Source organism: Sphingobacterium sp. SYP-B4668, assembly GCF_027627455.1.
In the GTDB taxonomy this organism is placed as follows: domain Bacteria; phylum Bacteroidota; class Bacteroidia; order Sphingobacteriales; family Sphingobacteriaceae; genus Sphingobacterium.
In genome coordinates, this window is the sequence record NZ_CP115483.1 from 1,659,418 (window position 1) to 1,682,124 (window position 22,707).

The window sequence follows — 22,707 nt, forward strand, 5'->3', positions numbered from 1 at the left end:
TATCTAGCTGATTTTTAATTTGTTCTGGGCCTAGTTTAACTAATTAAAAGGTTTAATATAAATAGTTTTTATGAGGCTATTTGTATCTTAATAAAAAAAAATATTACCTTCGCTATATCTACCGATTTACCTTTGGGGAATTTTTTATTTACATATATAATTTGACGAGTAAGTGCTTTTCATATTTATGTGTGTTCACTTCTTAAAATTTGGGAAGTAATGAAATGTATTAGGGCAGTTTATTTTATTTATTGTTACTGACTTAAATTTAAATATTGCTGTATATGAGTGTTTTGTACCTATGGAGACGATTTACAGTGTTTGAGATTTTGTTAACACTGATTTTGCTATTACAATTAGTCCAACTTGGAATAATTTGTCTGGACGGACATTTTCCCTTGCCCTTATTGTATGGACCGCTCTATTGGTCCGCTTATAGGTATTATTCTCAAGCGTCAATACGTCAGATACAACAAGAACTAGTCTGTGGGGCTGTTCCTTTCCTATGGTTTGGTATTTGGTATTTATACAATGGCAATGCCAATGGCTCTGTCTATTTCAGCTATTATATACCCCTTGCATTGATTGAGCAATTAGTTTACCCAGTCATGATTTTGTATGGACTGTATAGAAAAAAGACACATTCGATGCAGTCCAATCTTCTACGGCAATTGATGGCATTGGCAATAGGTACATTAATTTTTGTGTTAGTAGATCTGCTCGATAGATACGGCGGTTTTGTCGGTTATTTCGATTTTAATGCCAGTTATACAGTGGCATTTACCATGGGAGTAAGTATTTTTATGCTAGGATACTACCTATTTGGTTATCACTTAGAAGATGAGCGTAAGACAGTTGTACGAGAAGAATCAGTAGAACAGCGGGAGTTTTCTGTGGTGCATGAGACGACACTTCTCTTGGTTACTATCATGGAAAGAGATCAATTGTATTTGAATCCTAAGCTTACGTTGAGTGATATAGCCGCTTATACGAAACTTCGTAAGGCTGAAATTTCGCAGTGCCTTAATATTGTCCTTGGTCAATCGTACTACGAATGGCTTGCCGGTTATAGAGTGCAGTATGCCATTCGCTTGTTGGGGGAGAGTGGAGCAAATTACAAATTGGAAGCTATAGCCCATAGTTGTGGGTTTTCATCCAAAACGACCTTTGTACAGTATTTTAAAGAAATAGTAGGAATATTGCCTTCTACTTACCGTAATGATTTACTAACCCGTTAGATGACGATGTACGGATGTTTTTTTGCTTCGATTCAGGTGGTATGTTTGTTAGGAATGTACCTATACATGGTGTTGAACGAGAAGCGTGATGTGGATTTGATTATCATTTTGCTGTTAATAGTTTTGACATTAGATAATACTTTGGGTATTGTTTTTCGGTTGGCGTTTCCGCATTTATCGCTATGGAGTGATGCAGCTCCTTTTGGTCTTATATATGGTCCTTTGCTATATTGGGTTTGGCTGGGTTTTAGGGAGGAACGTAATATATTTAAACGGATTCTACCTCATCTACTCCCATTTATCTTAGCTTTCGTCGCTTACTTATTGGTATCCTTACTTCCTCCAGTGAAGGATAAATATATGAATGAGTGGTTAGGAATGCTTTACATAAGTATGTGCGTTTCTTGGTTATGGTATTCTTTAATGATATTCGTGGGCTCGTATCGTCATAAAGACGTCGATATTGGCTTTTTAAAATATGCAATTGTACTTTTACTAATTGCCAAATCCTGTATGTTGCCCATGTTATTTGATTGGAAGAATTCTTTGGCCCTAGTCAGTGGTGGAAGTGTAGGATTGGTGATGTATGGATGTATGTTGACGCTTTCACTTTTGATTTTTAATTATTTCGTGCAGCGACTCAAAGAATCAGTGACTTTCGCGCGTAAAATCACTGATTCAATAGAAATTATATCGGCGGATGCGGACCGATCTATATTGACAGCCGTTCAACAGCAATCGATTAGTGACTATCTTAATGAGGAACCGTATAGTGATTCTTCTTTTAATGTAACTCGTATGGCTGAAGATCTTCAACTGCCTAAAATGTTGCTTTCCCAATACTTTTCTGATAGGCATGGCGATACTGTAATCAAGACGGTCAATGCCTGGCGTGTTGCAAAGGCTTGTCGAATGTTGGAGCAGCCCAATGTGCAGCTGACTATGGAAGAGCTGGCTTTTGCCTGTGGTTTCAATTCAAGGGCTTCATTCTATCGTAATTTTAATCTCGAAAAAGGCTGTTCTCCTTCTGCCTATCGGGAGCGATTCTTTATGAGATAATTTTCTGTCAAATTATTTTAATCATTCCCACTATATAGGGTATTTGTCTGATTTTTTTTGCTTTATATGTTGTCTCATTTTTTATTTGGACAACAAGATGATAAAATGAGACAGTATGAGACGAGGACATACTTACATTTGTCGCCAATATCAGACTACCCTATGGGTAGGAATGAGTGTTGTTGAGTAGTGATATCTTTTTTTGTTAAAACAAAGTTTTTGTATAGCAAATTTTTGCTATAATGCCTTGAACTATATCAGATGTATAAAAAAAAGCTTTTCCTTTATGTCGATATCGTTTAATCTCTTTTAACCTAGTTTTAATATATCGCTATCTGTGGAATTGAATCTGATCATAGGGATTCTGTATTGATACAATATTACCAAATAGTAATTATGGAATTATTTAAAAAACCAACCCTTATTAATAGGGATTTCTGGCTGAAAATGCTGTGCTTGTCTCTAATTCTTTTATGTTCTTTTTCATGGACATATGCCGACGGTTCTAAGGATTTGTATCCATTGGGTGTTCAGGGACACAGAGCCATGTTAAGTAGCTCGAATGCTGCTCCAAGCAATAGCTTTCCGTATCCCAATCTTGGGATACATTACGTCTATGTGCAAGCCGGAGAAATCATTACGTTGGCATCCAATGCACAGGATCCCTCCGGCACAAAACGGATTTATCTGTATAGTCCCTCAGGAGCAGACGTGACGCCAGCTATAGGTGCCGCAGGGAATATTCCGAACCGGGCGGCTGAATTAGCAGGGCCAGCAAAACCGGCAACAGCTGCTGTTGGTAATCAATATGTTCCTTTGTATTATACAGCACCTACAACAGGAATTTATCAGGTGAGTTTTCTTGGCGGGAATAGTCAAGGCTCACAAGCTGGATTGGCGAATGGTAATTGGACAACAGGTACTTCAACGGGAAATGTGTCCGCATGGGATGTCTCTGTTTTTAAACCCGACGAAGATAAATTTGTCAGCGGTCGGGTGTGGACGAATGTTTTTAATTTCACAGCAAACGCCACCAATTATCGGGTATACGCTAAAGTGTATGTATTGACCAAAGATGGATATATCTACCGAACCGATCAAAACGGCATGAACGGGCAATTGTATACTTTTTTTGTTAATAATAATGGGGTTACAAATAGCAATACAAAGCAATCTATTTATAAAAGTGTGAACGCTTCAACCCCAACCAGTATTGAGGCGTTAGGATTAGGGTATAGTATTCATAATCCAAATCTTGCAGATACGGAGACCGATATTACTTATAAGATGTTTTACGCTCCTCCTGCTTTAGATATGCCAAGTGTGGCCTCTGGAGCAGTTCCTGGTGGAAGCACCTGGCTGAAAAATACGCCCATACTTCCTGAAGTGCAAGGCTTACACATAAAAGGGGTAGATGGTACTTTGGGGCAGGTAAGTAATAAAGGAGGGTATATTGGTTTTACTGCAGATGCACAGGGTCAATTCATCGTTGAAATCAAAAGTGATGTGACTCCGGCAGCTTTTGTGACCCGAGAGATACGGGGCGTGGCCAGCATTGGTAATAATGAAGTGCTTTGGGATGGTAAAGGTGGGGATGGCATTCCTTTACCGCAAGGAAATGTGCCTGCTACAATAACCGTACGTATGCAGGGAGGGGAAGTCCATTTTCCCTATTTTGACGTGGAGAATAACCTTGATGGTGTTATTATCCAACGGTTAGATAACAATAATTTGAACAACGTACTCTCGGATACGGTATACTGGGATGATTCAGATATTACGGCGACGACTGGTGCTTCAAATCCAAAAAATAACAGTCATCTTTCACCAACAAATAGTATTGGTATCCGCAGTAGCGTCAATGGACATAAATTTTCCAATGATTTTGGAAATAATAGATCATTGGACACTTGGACATTTATAAAAGGAGAAGCGAAGACTATCGCTACGAATATTATAGTCAATGAATCGGATTTGGAAGTGGCGAGCATTGTTGCGGATAACTTTCCTTCGACTATGGTTTCAGTGGGGGACGAATGGCAATATACGAGTGTGATGCGTAATAATGGGCCAAGTGCCGTACAGACGAATACAGATCCGCTCAATGGGCCGATTACCCGGGGTGCGACATTTCGCTTTTACGTACCCGCAGGCGTTGCAATTAGTACAAATCCGGCCGATATCACCTTCAGCTCAGCATGTGCTGTACTTGTAGGTACACCTACTTTTGCGAACGGAGTTTTTGAAGCCATAGTGGATATGCCCTCTGGTTGCCAAGCAACGATTTCAGTCAAAGCTTCGGTAGTGAGTTCATTGGGTACTTATAATGGAAAGATTTATACCTGGGCTACAATCCTTAGACCCAATGATTATACAGATATTAATGCTACCAATCCGGATATAACCATACCGCCTACGGATCCTTTCTTTGAGGCCAACGGTATTAATCAGGATTACACGACAGTGGCAACAGGAGATCCTACACAAGTAGATTTAACGCAAACAAACAATATTAAGCTAAATGGAGAGCTTTCCATGGTGGCTGATTTGGCAATTACCAAGGAAGTATCTGCTGGGCCATGGCACGTACGTGCGCCAGTGACTTTTACACTTACAGCAGTAAATAATGGTCCGTCAGATGCGACTGGAGTGAAGGTGACGGATCTGTTACCAAGTGGATACCTGTTTATTTCAGCTACTCCTTCGACGGGGGCATACGATGCGACGACAGGTGTTTGGACTATTGGTAACCTCTCGTCAGTTAATGGAAGCAATATTGCTACACTTTCTATCGTAGCTGAAATACAACAATCAGGAGATTATACAAACGTAGCGACTATTGCAAGTGACGTATTCGATAATGATACGAACAATAATCAAGATGAAGCCGGTGTAGTTACACCATCACCTGCAGCAGCAGATCTGGCAATAGAGAAAGTTGTGAACAATAATCGCCCAATTGTGGGAGATGAGGTGACATTTACAATGACCGTAACCAATAATGGTCCTTCGAGAGCCACTAATGTAAACGTTACTGATATCGTGCCAAATGGGTACACAGTAACCAATGTAGCGGTAGATGAAGGAAGCTGGAATGCGCCTAATTGGACAATTCCTTCATTAGCAAGCGGAGGATCTTATACGATGACAATTACGGCGAATGTGCTCGCTTCGGGTACATATAATAATACGGCAACAGTTGTAGCAAATGAATATGACCCGGATAAAACCAATAATACTGATGAAGTATTAGTAGAGTTGGCCGCACCATCATATACCTTAATTAAAGGCGCTAAGCTTACTACCGATAATGGTACGTTAGGTAAGGCGGATGTCAATGATGTGATTACGTATACCTTTACGGTTAAGAACACAGGCAATGTTACGTTGAAAGATGTAAGAGTGAGCGACCCTCTTGCGAACCTGAGTGCTATCAGTCCAGCTTCTGCTGCTAGTTTAGCTCCTGGTGCTAGTGCTACCTTTACAGCTACATACACGGTTGTTCAGACAGACGTTGATCGCGGTTCAGTAGAGAACGTTGCTACGGTTAACGGTAAGGGCCCTGACGGTACAACAACTGTTCCTCCGGTGGAATCTACCCCTGAAGATCCTGCCAATCCGGGCAGCGGCGATCCAGATCCGGGCAAGACACCTGGCGATCCTACGGTTGTTGAAGCAGATGATACAGCATCTTACACCTTAGTTAAAGGCGCTGAGCTTACTACCGATAACGGTACAGTGGGTAAGGCGGATGTCAATGATGTGATTACATATACCTTTACGGTTAAGAATACAGGTAAGGTTACGTTGAAAAACGTTACGGTTAGTGACCCTCTTGCGAACCTGAGTACTATCAGCCCAGCTTCTGCTGCTAGTTTAGCTCCTGGTGCTAGTGCTACCTTTACAGCTACATACACGGTTGTTCAGACTGATGTCGACCGTGGTTCAGTAGAGAACGTTGCTACGGTTAACGGTAAGGGCCCTGACGGTACAACAACTGTTCCTCCGGTGGAATCTACCCCTGAAGATCCTGCCAATCCGGGCAGCGGCGATCCAGATCCGGGCAAGACACCTGGCGATCCTACGGTTGTTGAAGCAGATGATACAGCATCTTACACCTTAGTTAAAGGCGCTAAGCTTACTACCGATAACGGTACAGTGGGTAAGGCGGATGTCAATGATGTGATTACGTATACCTTTACGGTTAAGAATACAGGTAAGGTTACGTTGAAAAACGTAACGGTTAGTGACCCTCTTGCGAACCTGAGTACTATCAGCCCAGCTTCTGCTGCTAGTTTAGCTCCTGGTGCTAGTGCTACCTTTACAGCTACATACACGGTTGTTCAGACAGACGTTGATCGCGGTTCAGTAGAGAACGTTGCTACGGTTAACGGTAAGGGCCCTGACGGTACAACAACTGTTCCTCCGGTGGAATCTACCCCTGAAGATCCTAACAATCCGGGCAGCGGCGATCCAGATCCGGGCAAGACACCTGGCGATCCTACGGTTGTTGAAGCAGATGATACAGCATCTTACACCTTAGTTAAAGGCGCTAAGCTTACTACCGATAACGGTACAGTGGGTAAGGCGGATGTCAATGATGTGATTACGTATACCTTTACGGTTAAGAATACAGGTAAGGTTACGTTGAAAAACGTTACGGTTAGTGACCCTCTTGCGAACCTGAGTACTATCAGCCCAGCTTCTGCTGCTAGTTTAGCTCCTGGTGCTAGTGCTACCTTTACAGCTACATACACGGTTGTTCAGACTGATGTCGACCGTGGTTCAGTAGAGAACGTTGCTACGGTTAACGGTAAGGGCCCTGACGGTACAACAACTGTTCCTCCGGTGGAATCTACCCCTGAAGATCCTGCCAATCCGGGCAGCGGCGATCCAGATCCGGGCAAGACACCTGGCGATCCTACGGTTGTTGAAGCAGATGATACAGCATCTTACACCTTAGTTAAAGGCGCTAAGCTTACTACCGATAACGGTACAGTGGGTAAGGCGGATGTCAATGATGTGATTACGTATACCTTTACGGTTAAGAATACAGGTAAGGTTACGTTGAAAAACGTTACGGTTAGTGACCCTCTTGCGAACCTGAGTGCTATCAGCCCAGCTTCTGCTGCTAGTTTAGCTCCTGGTGCTAGTGCTACCTTTACAGCTACATACACGGTTGTTCAGACAGACGTTGATCGCGGTTCAGTAGAGAACGTTGCTACGGTTAACGGTAAGGGCCCTGACGGTACAACAACTGTTCCTCCGGTGGAATCTACCCCTGAAGATCCTGCCAATCCGGGCAGCGGCGATCCAGATCCGGGCAAGACACCTGGCGATCCTACGGTTGTTGAAGCAGATGATACAGCATCTTACACCTTAGTTAAAGGCGCTGAGCTTACTACCGATAACGGTACAGTGGGTAAGGCGGATGTCAATGATGTGATTACATATACCTTTACGGTTAAGAATACAGGTAAGGTTACGTTGAAAAACGTTACGGTTAGTGACCCTCTTGCGAACCTGAGTGCTATCAGCCCAGCTTCTGCTGCTAGTTTAGCTCCTGGTGCTAGTGCTACCTTTACAGCTACATACACGGTTGTTCAGACAGACGTTGATCGCGGTTCAGTAGAGAACGTTGCTACGGTTAACGGTAAGGGCCCTGACGGTACAACAACTGTTCCTCCGGTGGAATCTACCCCTGAAGATCCTGCCAATCCGGGCAGCGGCGATCCAGATCCGGGCAAGACACCTGGCGATCCTACGGTTGTTGAAGCAGATGATACAGCATCATATACCTTAATTAAAGGCGCTAAGCTTACTACCGATAACGGTACAGTGGGTAAGGCGGATGTCAATGATGTGATTACATATACCTTTACGGTTAAGAACACAGGCAATGTTACGTTGAAAGATGTAAGAGTGAGCGACCCTCTTGCGAACCTGAGTGCTATCAGTCCAGCTTCTGCTGCTAGTTTAGCTCCTGGTGCTAGTGCTACCTTTACAGCTACATACACGGTTGTTCAGACAGACGTTGATCGCGGTTCAGTAGAGAACGTTGCTACGGTTAACGGTAAGGGCCCTGACGGTACAACAACTGTTCCTCCGGTGGAATCTACCCCTGAAGATCCTGCCAATCCGGGCAGCGGCGATCCAGATCCGGGCAAGACACCTGGCGATCCTACGGTTGTTGAAGCAGATGATACAGCATCTTACACCTTAGTTAAAGGCGCTAAGCTTACTACCGATAACGGTACAGTGGGTAAGGCGGATGTCAATGATGTGATTACATATACCTTTACGGTTAAGAATACAGGTAAGGTTACGTTGAAAAACGTAACGGTTAGTGACCCTCTTGCGAACCTGAGTGCTATCAGCCCAGCTTCTGCTGCTAGTTTAGCTCCTGGTGCTAGTGCTACCTTTACAGCTACATATACGGTTGTTCAGACAGACGTTGATCGCGGTTCAGTAGAGAACGTTGCTACGGTTAACGGTAAGGGCCCTGACGGTACAACAACTGTTCCTCCGGTGGAATCTACCCCTGAAGATCCTGCCAATCCGGGCAGCGGCGATCCAGATCCGGGCAAGACACCTGGCGATCCTACGGTTGTTGAAGCAGATGATACAGCATCTTACACCTTAGTTAAAGGCGCTGAGCTTACTACCGATAACGGTACAGTGGGTAAGGCGGATGTCAATGATGTGATTACATATACCTTTACGGTTAAGAATACAGGTAAGGTTACGTTGAAAAACGTTACGGTTAGTGACCCTCTTGCGAACCTGAGTGCTATCAGCCCAGCTTCTGCTGCTAGTTTAGCTCCTGGTGCTAGTGCTACCTTTACAGCTACATACACGGTTGTTCAGACAGACGTTGATCGCGGTTCAGTAGAGAACGTTGCTACGGTTAACGGTAAGGCCCTGACGGTACAACAACTGTTCCTCCGGTGGAATCTACCCCTGAAGATCCTAACAATCCGGGCAGCGGCGATCCAGATCCGGGCAAGACACCTGGCGATCCTACGGTTGTTGAAGCAGATGATACAGCATCTTACACCTTAGTTAAAGGCGCTAAGCTTACTACCGATAACGGTACAGTGGGTAAGGCGGATGTCAATGATGTGATTACGTATACCTTTACGGTTAAGAATACAGGTAAGGTTACGTTGAAAAACGTTACGGTTAGTGACCCTCTTGCGAACCTGAGTACTATCAGCCCAGCTTCTGCTGCTAGTTTAGCTCCTGGTGCTAGTGCTACCTTTACAGCTACATACACGGTTGTTCAGACTGATGTCGACCGTGGTTCAGTAGAGAACGTTGCTACGGTTAACGGTAAGGGCCCTGACGGTACAACAACTGTTCCTCCGGTGGAATCTACCCCTGAAGATCCTGCCAATCCGGGCAGCGGCGATCCAGATCCGGGCAAGACACCTGGCGATCCTACGGTTGTTGAAGCAGATGATACAGCATCTTACACCTTAGTTAAAGGCGCTAAGCTTACTACCGATAACGGTACAGTGGGTAAGGCGGATGTCAATGATGTGATTACGTATACCTTTACGGTTAAGAATACAGGTAAGGTTACGTTGAAAAACGTAACGGTTAGTGACCCTCTTGCGAACCTGAGTACTATCAGCCCAGCTTCTGCTGCTAGTTTAGCTCCTGGTGCTAGTGCTACCTTTACAGCTACATACACGGTTGTTCAGACAGACGTTGATCGCGGTTCAGTAGAGAACGTTGCTACGGTTAACGGTAAGGGCCCTGACGGTACAACAACTGTTCCTCCGGTGGAATCTACCCCTGAAGATCCTGCCAATCCGGGCAGCGGCGATCCAGATCCGGGCAAGACACCTGGCGATCCTACGGTTGTTGAAGCAGATGATACAGCATCTTACACCTTAGTTAAAGGCGCTGAGCTTACTACCGATAACGGTACAGTGGGTAAGGCGGATGTCAATGATGTGATTACATATACCTTTACGGTTAAGAATACAGGTAAGGTTACGTTGAAAAACGTTACGGTTAGTGACCCTCTTGCGAACCTGAGTGCTATCAGCCCAGCTTCTGCTGCTAGTTTAGCTCCTGGTGCTACGGCTACGTTTACCGCTACATATAGGGTTGTTCAGACTGATGTCGACCGCGGTTCAGTAGAGAACGTTGCTACGGTTAACGGTAAGGGCCCTGACGGTACAACAACTGTTCCTCCGGTGGAATCTACCCCTGAAGATCCTAACAATCCAGGTACACCAGATCCGGGCAAGACACCTGGCGATCCTACTACTGTTGAAGCAGATGATGCAGGAGAGCTTAAGGTCGTGAAAACGAGTCTTCCAGTAACAGGGTTTTTGCACGCTGGTGATAAAATTGAATATTTAATAGAAGTTAGTAATACGGGTAAGGTCACGTTATTTGATGTTGTTGTAACGGATGCTAATGCCGATGTTAAAAATGTTGGAACTATTGCAAAATTAGAGGTAGGGAAAACGGTACAGTTAACGGCATTCCATACGATTACACAAGCCGATATGATTAAAGGCTTTGTATCTAACATTGCGAAAGCAGAAGGTAAGGATCCGAAAGATAATCCAGTTACTGGCGAATCTACTTCCGGTAATACGCCAAATCCTGGGGATCCTACAGATCCAAATTGTGCAGACTGTACAATCACCCCATTACCTTGGGTGCCAATCGAAGCAGTGGTCGATACGCCGCCGGCGATTAACGGTAAGGACGGTGGTCAAACACCAAATGTACTGGATAATGATAAATTGAATAACAAACCAGTTGATCCGAAGGATGTTGTGATTACGGTAGAGAAACCTGCAGATCCAAAAACACCTGGGGTTCCTGTTCCTACGTTAGATCCTAAAACTGGTGTCGTTACAGTAGGTCCAGAGACACCAGCAGGCGAGTACGAGATTACCTATAAAATCTGTGAGGTATTGAATCCGAACAACTGTTCTACGACTACAGTTACTATTGTTGTAGAAGCACCTCTAATCGAAGCAGTGGTAGATACGCCACCAGCAATCAATGGTAAGGATGGCGGTAAGACCCCTAATGTACTGGACAACGATAAATTGAACAACACGCCAGTTGATCCGAAGGATGTTGTGATTACGGTAGAGAAACCGGCAGATCCAAAAACACCTGGGGCTCCTGTTCCTACGTTAGATCCTAAAACAGGTGTCGTTACAGTAGATCCAGAGACACCAGCAGGCGAGTACGAGATTACGTACAAGATCTGTGAGGTATTGAATCCAAACAATTGTTCTACGACTACAGTTACGATTGTGGTAGATGCACCTCCGATCGAAGCAGTGGTCGATACACCTCCTGCGATCAACGGTAAGGACGGTGGTCAGACACCAAACGTACTGGACAATGATAAATTGAATAACAAACCGGTCGATCCGAAGGATGTGGTTGTTACGGTAGAGAAACCTGCAGATCCAAAAACACCAGGGGCAGCAGTTCCTACACTAGATCCTAAAACAGGTATCGTAACGGTTGCACCGGGTACACCAGCAGGCGAATACGAGATTACATACAAGATCTGTGAGGTATTGAATCCGAACAACTGTTCGACGACTACGGTAAGTATCGTTGTGGAAGCAGCACCGATCGAGGCAGTGGTCGATACGCCGCCGGCGATCAACGGTAAGGACGGTGGTCAAACACCAAACGTACTGGACAATGATAAATTGAACAACAAACCGGTCGATCCGAAGGATGTGGTTGTAACGGTAGAGAAACCAGCCGATCCAAAAACACCAGGGGCAGCAGTTCCTACATTGGACCCGAGCACGGGTATCGTAACGGTTGCACCGGGTACACCAGCGGGCGAGTACGAGATTACGTACAAGATCTGTGAGGTATTGAATCCGAACAACTGTTCGACGACTACCGTAACTATCGTTGTGGAAGCAGCACCGATCGAGGCAGTGGTCGATACGCCACCAGCGATTAACGGCAAAGATGGCGGTCAGACACCTAGTGTATTGGATAATGATAAGTTAAATGGTAAACCTGTAAATCCTAAAGATGTGGTACTGACACCAGGTGTATCACCTGAAAATGGCATCGTGATGAATCCAGATGGGACCATTACTGTAGGTCCAGAGACACCAGCAGGAACGTATGAATATCCATATACGATCTGTGAGGTGTTGAACCCGAAAAATTGTAATAGTACAACGGTCACTATAGTCGTAGAAGCACCAGCTATGGAGGCGAATGATGATAATTTTGAAGTAGAGTGGAATAAGAAGACTGTAACTGTGACGGAGAGTGTACTCACCAACGATCGTTATAATAAAGGTGCTGTAAATTTAGAAGAAGTGACCTTGAAACCTGGCGTGCCATCACATAGTGGGTTGAATATGAATCCAGATGGAACGATTAACATTGCGGCGGGTACTCGACCAGGTACGTACGAGTATCCTTACACCATTTGTGATAAATTGAATCCGGATGTTTGTAAGGATGCGATTGCAACAATTGTCATTACTTCTGAGCTTCATATTCCAAATATCTTTACACCAAATGGGGATGGGTATAACGAAAAATTCGAAATTATCGGTAGCGAGGGTTTTGATCGTATTTCGGTGACAATTGTCAATAGATGGGGTAATGAGGTGTATCGTAATGCTAATTACAATAATAATTGGGCAGGGGAAGGTCTAAATGACGGCACCTATTACTACATTATTGAAACTACAAAAGGAAGTGCGCAACAAGTTCACAAAGGTTGGGTACTGATCAAACGCAATTAAAGTCATGATTCATAAAGAGAAGAAAATGAAATACGCAAGATATGCAGCAATGACTGTGCTGGTCGTGATGGGAGTTTTGAAGGCAGGTGCTCAACAGAGTATCCAATTCACCCAATATATCTTTAACTCTATGAGTGTCAATCCTGCTTATGCCGGGTATAAGGAAGAATGGTTTGCGCAAGTGGGATTGCGCAGCCAATGGGCCGGGTGGGAAGGAGCTCCTAAAACAGGCACGGTGTCCATTGATGGTGTGCTCGATCCTACGAGCAAACGCCATGGTGTGGGACTTAATGTCACTGCCGACAAACTGGGAGCCCAAGGCGCAACTTCAATCTACGGAAATTATGCTTTTCGATTACAGCTTGATGCGGAAGATACGCACCGGCTCAGTTTAGGAGTAGCTGGTGGAGTCTCTCAATACAGTCTAGATGGAAATAAATTGGATCCCAACGATTATGGAGATCAGGTCATTCCTCAAGGGAAAATATCAGATTGGGTACCGGATATTAGACTCGGAGCTTATTATTATAATCCGCGTTGGTATGCAGGGGTTTCTGTGCAAGATCTTTTCAGCGGTACGAACTCTGGGTCGGACTATCGTTTTAATAAGAATACCAGTGAGAATCTTTATCGCACTGTTAGCGGCTACTTAATTGCGGGGGCATTGTTCGAATTGGATAAAGGATTACATTTTAGACCAAGTATCTTACTCAAAGAGGATTTTAAAGGACCAACAGCATTAGATGTAAATGCCATGTTTGTTTTTAATGGAAAATTTTGGATAGGAGCTGGATATCGAACAAGAGCGAAAATATTTAATCGTGAATATCAAGATCGAACGGTTGATAAACTTAACGCAGCCAATGCGATAACAGGTATCGCACAATTCTATGCTACCGAACGTTTACGTATCGGCTATTCATATGACGCGATGATTAATAAAATGAGTGGCCTACAGAATGGTTCGCACGAGATTACTTTGGGAATTACCTTTGGAAACAGAGGGGCAAGTCAGTACTTAAGTCCTAGATTTTTCTAAGTGTACAATCTAATATTTGAAAATTAATATGAGACCAAAATACCTTATAATATTATCGCTGACAATAGCTGGGCTATTAATCGGGCAAAGCATGCTACAAGGTCAGGAACAATTGGGTCTGAGATCCAAAGCAGATAAATTGTTTTATCAATTTGAGTATTATTCTGCCAGTCGTATCTATGAAAAATTAGTTGATGTAAAGAAGCCGAAATCTGCTGATATGGAACGCTTGGCTATGTGTTATCTTCAAATCAATGAATATAGTCTTGCTCGTAATTGGTATTCAAGAGTTGTGGACACGGGGCAAGTTACTGCTGAGTCGCTGATTAACTATGCTGATGTATTAAAAAAGTTGGGCTATTATACAGAGGCAAAAAAACAGTATGCTGCATACGCTCAAAGGTCGAAGACACCTGAAGCTGTTGCTTTAGCATTGCAAGGCTGCGATTCGGCTTTGTTATGGATGGCTAATCCAACACACCACAAACTTAAAAATGAAGATGGCGTCAATACTCGGTTATCTGATTTTGGAACCTTCAGCACAGGAGATAATGTCCTGTATGTGGGCGAATCGGCTACAGGAGTGGCTACTGCAGGACTAACGGGAAGAAGCTACTTACGTGTATTTTCAAGTAATGTTGGAGCCGATGGGATGACGTTGCAATCACCTTATATGGTAACGGAAAATTTCAATGAAGCAGCCTATCACGTGGGTCCTATTGTCAGCTCAAAGGATGGCAATACTCTTTATGTCACGCGGACATACCCCGGCAAAGATACAGAGAAACACCGCTCAGGGCCATATCGTTTCAAGAAGCATAATCTGGAGATAAAGATATACCAAAAGGATAATACAGGATGGAAAGATGTCGATTTTCCCTATAACGATATTAAGAAGTATTCAGTAGGTCATGCCGCATTGAGCGAAAATGGTCAGATACTTTATTTTGCTTCGGATATGCCTGGGGGGCTTGGGGGAGTAGATATTTGGTATTGTGAAATGCAAGCTAATGGCAATTGGGGGGTACCTGTGAATGCAGGAGATGTTATAAACTCTGTTGGAGACGAGATGTTTCCTTCGGTATTCGGCGATGTATTATATTATTCGAGCAATGGATTTGCTGGAATGGGAGGGTTAGATATATTTTCTGCGAAAGGTAGTAAGTCTAATTTTTCCAATAGAACAAATTTAAGATTTCCAATAAACTCAGCGTCTGACGATTTTGGGTTCATAGAGATTGGGGATGATGAAAAAGGTAAACACGGTTATCTATCATCTAATCGAATGGGCGGATTAGGACTGGACGATATTTATTCTTATACTTTTGTAAAACCTAAGATTACCATTCTATTGGAAGGATTGACGAGAAATAGAAGCACACAGGAAATCCTTTCCGACGTACAGGTAACTTTGTTTGATTCGAGTGGAAAAATAGTATCCAATAAGCTTACTGCCACAGATGGACAATTTGCCTTTGAACTAGAGCCTAAGATGGCATATAGACTGATGGGGGAGAAGGTCAAATTTCATGGTGATTCTATAAATATTTCGGCGCTGAACCCTTCAAAGGATACGGTAATTAGAGTAGAACTAGCTTTACAACCTATTTTTGAAACGGGGACAGTATTTGTTTTGGAAAATATCTATTACGATTTGGATAAGTACAATATTCGTCCAGATGCACAACCCATATTGAATCAATTGGTGAATACTATGCGTGACAATCCAACGTTAAAAATAGAACTATCTAGTCATACAGATAGCCGCGCTACTGCTAAGTATAACTTGAAATTGTCTCAAAATCGAGCTCAATCGGCGGTGGATTATATCGTAAGTAGGGGCATCGCTCGAGATCGGATCGTTGCCAAAGGATATGGTGAGTCCAAGCTCGTAAATCGCTGTGCGGACAATGTCAAATGTTCTGAAGCTGAACACCAGGCTAATCGAAGAACGGAAGTGAAAGTACTGGTATATTAAGGATGTTGAGATAACTGTCTTTATAGACAAGAAATCAATGGATTGATTGGTTAGAATGAGCAAAAGTTTTGAACGGGAGCACGTGCTTATGTACGAGCTCCCGTTTTGCATAAATTGCTTTCTACCATTATTTTTGCTATCTTTGTTCCACACGCCTTACTTAATACTCCTTTTTCTCCTGAAATTCTAATTAGGAGCCTTTGCATCAGGAATCTCAAGTTTTATGCGCTTTAACCCTATCATTTAAATTAATATCCTTAATGGCACAAACACAGCAAAAAAAAGAAAATCAAAAGAAAAAATTAGAAAAAAGAAAATCGAAAGAACAAAAGAGAGAATTCAAGAAAACACACAATTCTAAAGGAAAATCTTTGGAAGATATGTTTGTATATGTAGATGAGTTCGGTAACTTGTCCAACACCCCACCTACACAGAAATACGAATTTAAAGCATCTGATCTAGAAAGACCAGTTGTAGAGGACGAGTTTTCGTTCGGAAAGGTTTCGTTCTTTAATGAACAAGGTCAGTATGGGTTTATCAGAAATAACGAGACTAGAGAAAACGTATATTTTAACCTTAAACTCGTAGGATTCCCGTTGAGAGTGGATCAAAAAGTTAAATTTAAATACCAGTCTTCAAAGCAGGGACTACAAGTGACTACTGTTGAAATCGTGCAATAGATTTCATCCCTCATGCCAAACTCGAAGGAGTTAACATCAAATTTAGCATACTTTAACTTAATTAATCTCTAAGTTCATTTTTATTTTTTGTAAATTTGGACAAGGTTTATCGAAGGGGCCATTAATTCCGGTGTTTCTGTTCGTGATACTCGGTATTTAGATGTCAAAAATAAAATTTAGAAATAATGGTGAAGCATTATTTTCAAAAGATCTTCGTAGTAGGGTAAACCTACACTTTAGTTCCTCCTCAAAAGAAAAAGTAGGCGATAGACGTCTCTTTTTAAAGGCGATAATGCTTGTCCTTTCAGCGATTACGCTTTATGTGTTGTTGATATCGTTAACTATTCCAGTTTGGTTTGCCATTTTATTGTGTATAGTGTTTGGGTGCAATTTAGCAGGTATTGGATTCAATATTATGCATGATGCAGGGCACGATACATTCTCTTCCAATAAAAAAATAAATCATGTGTTCTCGTATAGTTTGAATCTTTTGGGAGGAAGTATATTCTTTTGGAAACTCAAACATAACATAGCACATCATACCTATACGAACGTGGAGGGGCATGATCATGATATCGAAGTTAAGTTTATGAGGCTTCATAATGAGCAACCTTATCGATGGTATCACCGCTTCCAAACGGTGTATTTTATCTTGTTATACTCAATTTCTTACTTAGCTTGGGTATTTTATCAGGATTATGAAAAATACTTTAGAGGTTCGATGGGTAAGAAAAGTAATTCATTTAAATTTCCAATTAAAGAAAAGGTCATATTTTGGTTTACGAAAGTATTCCATTTATTGATTTTCATCATGCTTCCAATATATTTTCTAGGGGTTGTTCCTGCGGTGGTGGGCCTTTTGATTGCTTTTGTAAGTTGTGGATTGTGTTTGGCAATTATATTTCAGCTTGCACACGTGGTGACCGAGACTGATTTTCTAACCGTCAATGAACACGAGGATTTGGATCAAGAATGGATGGTTCATCAGTTGCAGACTACAGCTAATTTTTCAACCAATAATAAGCTGCTGTCTTGGTTGTTGGGCGGGTTAAACTATCAGGTTGAACATCATCTCTTTCCTAAAATCAGTCATATCCATTATCCAGCAATTAATAAGCTCGTGAAGGAGACTTGTAAAGAGCATGGTATTCGTTACATTGAGTTTAAAACTATAGGGCAAGCTGTTGTATCACATCTGAAACATATCCATAGGATGTCACTTAATCCTAAAAGACAATTACTAAATCCTTAGTATCTAGCAAGAAGGATTATAGTGTTACTTAATATAATTTAATCAACTTCGGTTGATTTTTTTGTGGACTTATTTAAGGGTATATCCATCTGTAAAGTATGCGGACCAATATTGCTTTTAAAAGCAATATTGGTCCTTTTGTTTTCAAAAATTCGGTATGGAGTTTAACCTGATTTATTAGGTAGCAAAATTGTTGTCGTTGGAAAAAAGAGTAGGCAAAAAAAAGCTGCTTTTTTATAAAAAAGCAGCTTATGCAAAAAAAACTATAGTAGTAATTAGCTTAATCTTACATTGATAGCGCTAAGCCCTTTTGGCGTACGCTCTACGTCGTAGGTAACTTCGTCACCTTCTCTAATTTGGTTTTTTAGTCCCGTAGTGTGTACGAAAACATCACCACTACCATCATTTGGAGTAATAAAACCAAATCCTTTAGTTTCATTAAAAAACTTTACAGTTCCTGTATTCATTATTTTGTATTAATATGTACTTCTGCAAGAATACGGTTTTTATTTGGTGAATGGATGATTTATTTGTAAAAATAAATTAATATGCCCTAAAAGTTGCCCTAAGTAGATAAAACGTTGGGAATAAATCTGTTTGTAACAGTCCGGGATGCCCACAGAGGAGATGACGGCTCTAGAGTATGGTCTTGTTAGTAATCAGATTAAAGCGCTTCCAAGAGTTGTTTTTCGTGTAGAGAATAATATTCTCCTCCTATGGACATTAGTTGTTCGTGCGACCCTTGCTCCACTATACGGCCTTGATCTAGTACAATGATATGGTCAGCATTCTTGATTGTCGATACTCTGTGGGCAATGAAAATTGTTGATTTACCTCTCATTATACGACTTAGACTGTGCAGGATCTGTTCCTCTGTTTTGGTATCTACAGCAGATAAGCAGTCATCAAAGATTAAAAACTTAGGTTCTTTTACCAATGCTCTTGCGATGGATACACGTTGTTTTTGTCCTCCGGAGAGTGTAATTCCGCGCTCACCTATGGAAGTCTCGAACCCGTTTTCAAAACCGATGATATTATCGTAGACGGCAGCGTCCTTTGCCGCTTGGTGAATTTGTTGTTCGCTGAACCGATCTAAGCCAAACCCTATGTTATTGCTAATAGTGTCTGAAAATAGAAAAACATCTTGAGGTACAAAGCCAATTTGAGACCGCAGATTTGAAAAGGTAAACGAACGAACATTGGTATGGTCATAGCTGATTGTTCCTTCATCAGTGTCAAACATTCGTAACAATAGGTTTGCCAGTGTGGTCTTTCCTGATCCAGTCCTCCCGATAATGGCCAAAGTTTGCCCCGCCGGAATTTTAAAGGATACGTTGTCTATGGCTTTTATTCCAGTTTCCGGAAATGTGAAACTGATGTTTTTCACCTCAAGCTCCCCAGTCAGAGCAGTTTCAATGGACCCCTCTTCAATACTTGATTGCGTTTTTAAGAATTCGTTGATTCTCTTTTGGGAGGCTGCGGCCCGTTGTACAAGCGAAGTGACCCATGCTAATGACATGGCGGGAAAGGTTAGCTGATTGACATAGATGATGAACTCGGCAATATTTCCCGCGGAAATCGTTCCCTTATTGACCTCAAGACCTCCAATGTAAACAGTAATGATAGTGCTGAGACCAATTAGAAATATGATTAAGGGGAAAAATATGGCCTGTATCTTGACAAGTGCTAAAGAAGTGTCTCGGTATTTGTTACTTTCAGCACTGAAGGACTTAATTTTGTCTTCTTCTCGATTATACGTTTTGATGACGCGTATCCCCGAAAATGTTTCTTGAACAAAGGAGGATAAATGGGACAGTTGTCTTTGGATACGTTCACTTCTTCTATTGATGACTTTGTTGATAAACAATATCACCACAGATAGGATCGGGATGGGGAGCAAAGAGTATGTTGCTAGTGTAGGATTTACGTCGTACATGGCGTATATAACCATAATAGAAAGTACAACAGTATTGATAGCGTACATAATGCCCGGCCCGAGGTAATTGCGCACCTGATTGACATCCTCAGTAGCTCTATTCATCAAATCACCTGTATTGTTTCTTCTGAAAAAAGAAAAATCAAGTTGCTGGTAATGACGATAAATTTCATTTTTGAGGTCATACTCAATATGGCGAGAGGTGAGAATAAGAGTCTGTCGCATCATAAAAAGAAATATACCTCTTAAAAGTGCGAGTAGTAAAACTATAATACCGAAAAATAGGAGGCTACTTCCGAATACCTGATAGATTACTGACTGCCTATCAAACCCTTCATAAAGTCGGAATAAATCAATATTCTCCTTTACAAGGTCGAAAGCTACCCGTATTACTTTTGCAGGTAAGATGCCAAAGTAATTGGATACGATGACGAAGATTACTCCTGGGATTAATTTCCAGCGATATTTGTAGAAATATTTGTTGAGATAAGCGAGTTCCTTCATATTATAAACACAAAAATACAGTATTATTCAATACGGTTGAATGCTATACAGTTTTATTAGTGTCATTAATTCATAGAACGTATTTATTTGCCTTTTTATCCAGTGGAGTGTAAATTATTTTCTACTTTTGTAAAAGTTTATTTTAACTACATTTTTATAGTTCTCTGTTATGCAAAATAGTAATGCGTCGCTATTTGAAATGATGGGCCAATTTGGCCATCAGAATTTATTGTTCTGTAACGATGAGATAGTAGGTCTCAAAGCAATTGTGGCTATTCACGACACTACATTGGGGCCTGCAATTGGAGGAGTGAGGATGCTTCCTTACGACACGACAGAAGAGGCTATTGAAGACGCACTTCGGTTGTCAAGAGCGATTACTTATAAAGCTGCTGTCGCTGGGCTTAATCTTGGTGGAGGTAGTGCCATAATTATAGGAAATCATCGCAGTGATAAAACAGAGGTTTTGTTGAGAAGGTTAGGTCAGTTTGTAGAAGGGCTGAATGGAAATTTTATCGCATCTATTGATGTAGGTACCACACAAAAGGACCTTGAGCATATCTATACCGAAACAAGTTATGTCGCGGGATTGCCCGAATCCTTAAATGGAGGAGGAGATACAACAATATTTGCAGCCCGAGGTGTATTTTACGGGATTAAAGCTGCAATTAAAGAGCTTTATGGTGATGATAGTCTCGCTGGACGTAAAGTGGCGGTTCAGGGCGTTGGCAGTGTAGGGGAGCATTTGGTATCGATGTTACGAAACGAAAATGCGAGGGTGTATGTCAGCGATATGACTGAGGAGCGTAAGATGAAGATTGCTGCAAAATATAAAGCGGAGCCGATTACAGACTCGACCAGTTTTGAAATGGACGTAGATGTGTACGCTCCTTGTGCTCTGGGTGGTACGGTCAATCCTGAAACTGTACCTCGCATGCGTTGTAAAATTATTGCTGGTTCCGCAAATAATCAATTGAAAAATGAACAAGAGACGTCGCGTTTGTTAAAAGAACAGGATATTTTATACGTCCCGGATTTTATGATTAATTCGGGAGCTTTAATTAGCTGCTATTCAGAGCTTGAAGGATATGGTTCTGAGCGCACCGAATCTTTGATTCGCAATATCTATACTATCACACGCGAAGTAATCCAAAAGTCAAAAGCAGAAAATATCACGACATTGGTTGCTGCAAATCAGATTGCAGAGAAAAGAATTAGTGATATAAAAAAAATAAAACGTTAACGGGTATCCGAAGTTTACAATCGTTCTTATATTAAAAAATCGTTCTTTATAAAATATGTTAAATAGAAGACACCTAAGGGTGAAAGTGATGCAGACGCTGTATGCATACAGTTTGTCGTCTGACAAGCAAGTGAAAAGCTATGAAAAGGCACTACTGAAGAGTGTAGATGAAGTTTATGAAATGTACATTTGGACGTTAAATCTGCTGGATGAAGTGTCGGAGTATGTGGTCATAGATGCAGAGGGGCGAGCAAATAAGTTTTTGCCAACAGAAAAGGACCGTTCCCTTACGACTAGGTTGAATAATAATACGTTTATTGAGTCGTTAAGACAAAATAGAGATTATCTGGAAGGTGTTAAGAAGTACAGGGTTGACTGGAATTTTGATCCGGAAATAGTCCGTTCGATATTTGCTCAATTGAAAGATTCAGAGGAGTATGTCGAATATCTTCAATCTAATGATCGTTCAATCTCCTCAGAAAAAGATATTATAAAACATATTTTTAAGAGGATTATCTTGAAGTCGCCGAGTATAGAGCAGGCTTTTGAAGAGCGATTCATCAATTGGCCAGTTGACAAGGAGGTATTGCAAGCATTGATTGCCAAAACCTTCAAGAATTTCAGCAGTGAGATTCCGCAACAGAATAAACTGGCTGAACTTACTCAAAATTGGATGGATGATCGCGAATTTATCTTGGATTTATTGACAAATTCAATTCGTTATAGTGACGAATATCAGGCGATGATTGCAGCCAAAACCAAGAATTGGGAGGCCGATCGTATTGCGTTGTTGGATACCATTTTGATGCGGATGGCTATCTGTGAACTTGTTAATTTTCCTTCTATTCCGGTTAAAGTGACAATTAATGAATATATTGAATTATCAAAGGTATTCAGTACACAAAAAAGTAATACATTTATCAATGGGATTCTGGATAAAATACTTGCGGACTTAAATCAGCAAGGGCGTATTCGCAAGCAAGGACGTGGGTTGAAAGATTAA

12 protein-coding genes are annotated in these 22,707 nt (G+C 41.7%); 10 read left to right on the top strand and 2 right to left on the bottom strand.

Annotated features, from left to right (window positions below):
• Positions 1-284: 284 nt before the first annotated feature.
• The 8 genes from OQ289_RS07020 to OQ289_RS07055 all read left to right on the top strand — a co-directional run bounded on the left by OQ289_RS07020 (position 285) and on the right by OQ289_RS07055 (position 18,021).
• The gene (locus OQ289_RS07020; RefSeq protein WP_270090020.1) at positions 285-1,238 is read left to right on the top strand and encodes a helix-turn-helix domain-containing protein; all 954 of its coding nucleotides are present in this window, start codon (positions 285-287) and stop codon (positions 1,236-1,238) included.
• A gap of 54 nt (positions 1,239-1,292) precedes the next feature.
• On the top strand, positions 1,293-2,297 hold the full coding sequence (locus OQ289_RS07025) for an AraC family transcriptional regulator (RefSeq protein ID WP_270090021.1): 1,005 nt from the start codon (positions 1,293-1,295) through the stop codon (positions 2,295-2,297).
• Between the two features lie 396 nt (positions 2,298-2,693).
• Complete coding sequence (locus tag OQ289_RS07030; protein WP_270090022.1) at positions 2,694-9,359, top strand: DUF7507 domain-containing protein; 6,666 nt, start codon at positions 2,694-2,696, stop codon at positions 9,357-9,359.
• Positions 9,245-13,072: a DUF7507 domain-containing protein gene (locus tag OQ289_RS07035; RefSeq protein WP_270090023.1), complete on the top strand. Its 3,828-nt coding sequence runs from the start codon at positions 9,245-9,247 to the stop codon at positions 13,070-13,072. The genes OQ289_RS07030 and OQ289_RS07035 overlap by 115 nt, the downstream gene beginning before the upstream one ends.
• Positions 13,073-13,097: 25 nt before the next feature.
• Complete coding sequence (locus OQ289_RS07040) at positions 13,098-14,111, top strand: PorP/SprF family type IX secretion system membrane protein (protein ID WP_270090024.1); 1,014 nt, start codon at positions 13,098-13,100, stop codon at positions 14,109-14,111.
• A 28-nt stretch (positions 14,112-14,139) separates the two neighbouring features.
• The gene (locus OQ289_RS07045) at positions 14,140-16,089 is read left to right on the top strand and encodes an OmpA family protein (RefSeq protein ID WP_270090025.1); all 1,950 of its coding nucleotides are present in this window, start codon (positions 14,140-14,142) and stop codon (positions 16,087-16,089) included.
• A 260-nt stretch (positions 16,090-16,349) separates the two neighbouring features.
• Positions 16,350-16,769 carry a cold-shock protein gene (locus OQ289_RS07050; RefSeq protein ID WP_033566308.1) on the top strand — a complete coding sequence of 140 codons (420 nt, stop codon included), beginning with the start codon at positions 16,350-16,352 and terminating at the stop codon, positions 16,767-16,769.
• Between the two features lie 160 nt (positions 16,770-16,929).
• The gene (locus tag OQ289_RS07055; RefSeq protein ID WP_270090026.1) at positions 16,930-18,021 is read left to right on the top strand and encodes a fatty acid desaturase family protein; all 1,092 of its coding nucleotides are present in this window, start codon (positions 16,930-16,932) and stop codon (positions 18,019-18,021) included.
• Positions 18,022-18,296: 275 nt separating this feature from the next.
• Here OQ289_RS07055 and OQ289_RS07060 read toward each other — a convergent pair whose 3' ends face one another.
• Entirely contained in the window at positions 18,297-18,488 is a 192-nt protein-coding gene (locus tag OQ289_RS07060) for a cold-shock protein (RefSeq protein ID WP_033566310.1), read from the bottom strand.
• A 197-nt stretch (positions 18,489-18,685) separates the two neighbouring features.
• Complete coding sequence (locus OQ289_RS07065) at positions 18,686-20,461, bottom strand: ABC transporter ATP-binding protein (protein ID WP_270090027.1); 1,776 nt, start codon at positions 20,459-20,461, stop codon at positions 18,686-18,688.
• Positions 20,462-20,630: 169 nt separating this feature from the next.
• Here OQ289_RS07065 and OQ289_RS07070 point away from each other — a divergent pair, with 169 nt between their 5' ends.
• Together OQ289_RS07070 and nusB are read left to right on the top strand one after the other, a co-directional pair.
• The gene (locus OQ289_RS07070) at positions 20,631-21,704 is read left to right on the top strand and encodes a Glu/Leu/Phe/Val family dehydrogenase (protein ID WP_270090028.1); all 1,074 of its coding nucleotides are present in this window, start codon (positions 20,631-20,633) and stop codon (positions 21,702-21,704) included.
• A 55-nt stretch (positions 21,705-21,759) separates the two neighbouring features.
• The gene (nusB, locus tag OQ289_RS07075; protein ID WP_270090029.1) at positions 21,760-22,707 is read left to right on the top strand and encodes a transcription antitermination factor NusB; all 948 of its coding nucleotides are present in this window, start codon (positions 21,760-21,762) and stop codon (positions 22,705-22,707) included.

What these genes read in the sequence shown, in the direction of transcription:
- OQ289_RS07020 (WP_270090020.1), top strand. Translation starts at nt 285, where the DNA reads ATGAGTGTTTTGTACCTATGGAGACGATTTACAGTGTTTGAGATTTTG.
- OQ289_RS07025 (WP_270090021.1), top strand. Translation starts at nt 1,293, where the DNA reads ATGTACCTATACATGGTGTTGAACGAGAAGCGTGATGTGGATTTGATT.
- OQ289_RS07030 (WP_270090022.1), top strand. Translation starts at nt 2,694, where the DNA reads ATGGAATTATTTAAAAAACCAACCCTTATTAATAGGGATTTCTGGCTG.
- OQ289_RS07040 (WP_270090024.1), top strand. Translation starts at nt 13,098, where the DNA reads ATGAAATACGCAAGATATGCAGCAATGACTGTGCTGGTCGTGATGGGA.
- OQ289_RS07045 (WP_270090025.1), top strand. Translation starts at nt 14,140, where the DNA reads ATGAGACCAAAATACCTTATAATATTATCGCTGACAATAGCTGGGCTA.
- OQ289_RS07050 (WP_033566308.1), top strand. Translation starts at nt 16,350, where the DNA reads ATGGCACAAACACAGCAAAAAAAAGAAAATCAAAAGAAAAAATTAGAA.
- OQ289_RS07055 (WP_270090026.1), top strand. Translation starts at nt 16,930, where the DNA reads ATGTCAAAAATAAAATTTAGAAATAATGGTGAAGCATTATTTTCAAAA.
- OQ289_RS07060 (WP_033566310.1), bottom strand. Translation starts at nt 18,488, where the DNA reads ATGAATACAGGAACTGTAAAGTTTTTTAATGAAACTAAAGGATTTGGT.
- OQ289_RS07065 (WP_270090027.1), bottom strand. Translation starts at nt 20,461, where the DNA reads ATGAAGGAACTCGCTTATCTCAACAAATATTTCTACAAATATCGCTGG.
- OQ289_RS07070 (WP_270090028.1), top strand. Translation starts at nt 20,631, where the DNA reads ATGCAAAATAGTAATGCGTCGCTATTTGAAATGATGGGCCAATTTGGC.
- nusB (WP_270090029.1), top strand. Translation starts at nt 21,760, where the DNA reads ATGTTAAATAGAAGACACCTAAGGGTGAAAGTGATGCAGACGCTGTAT.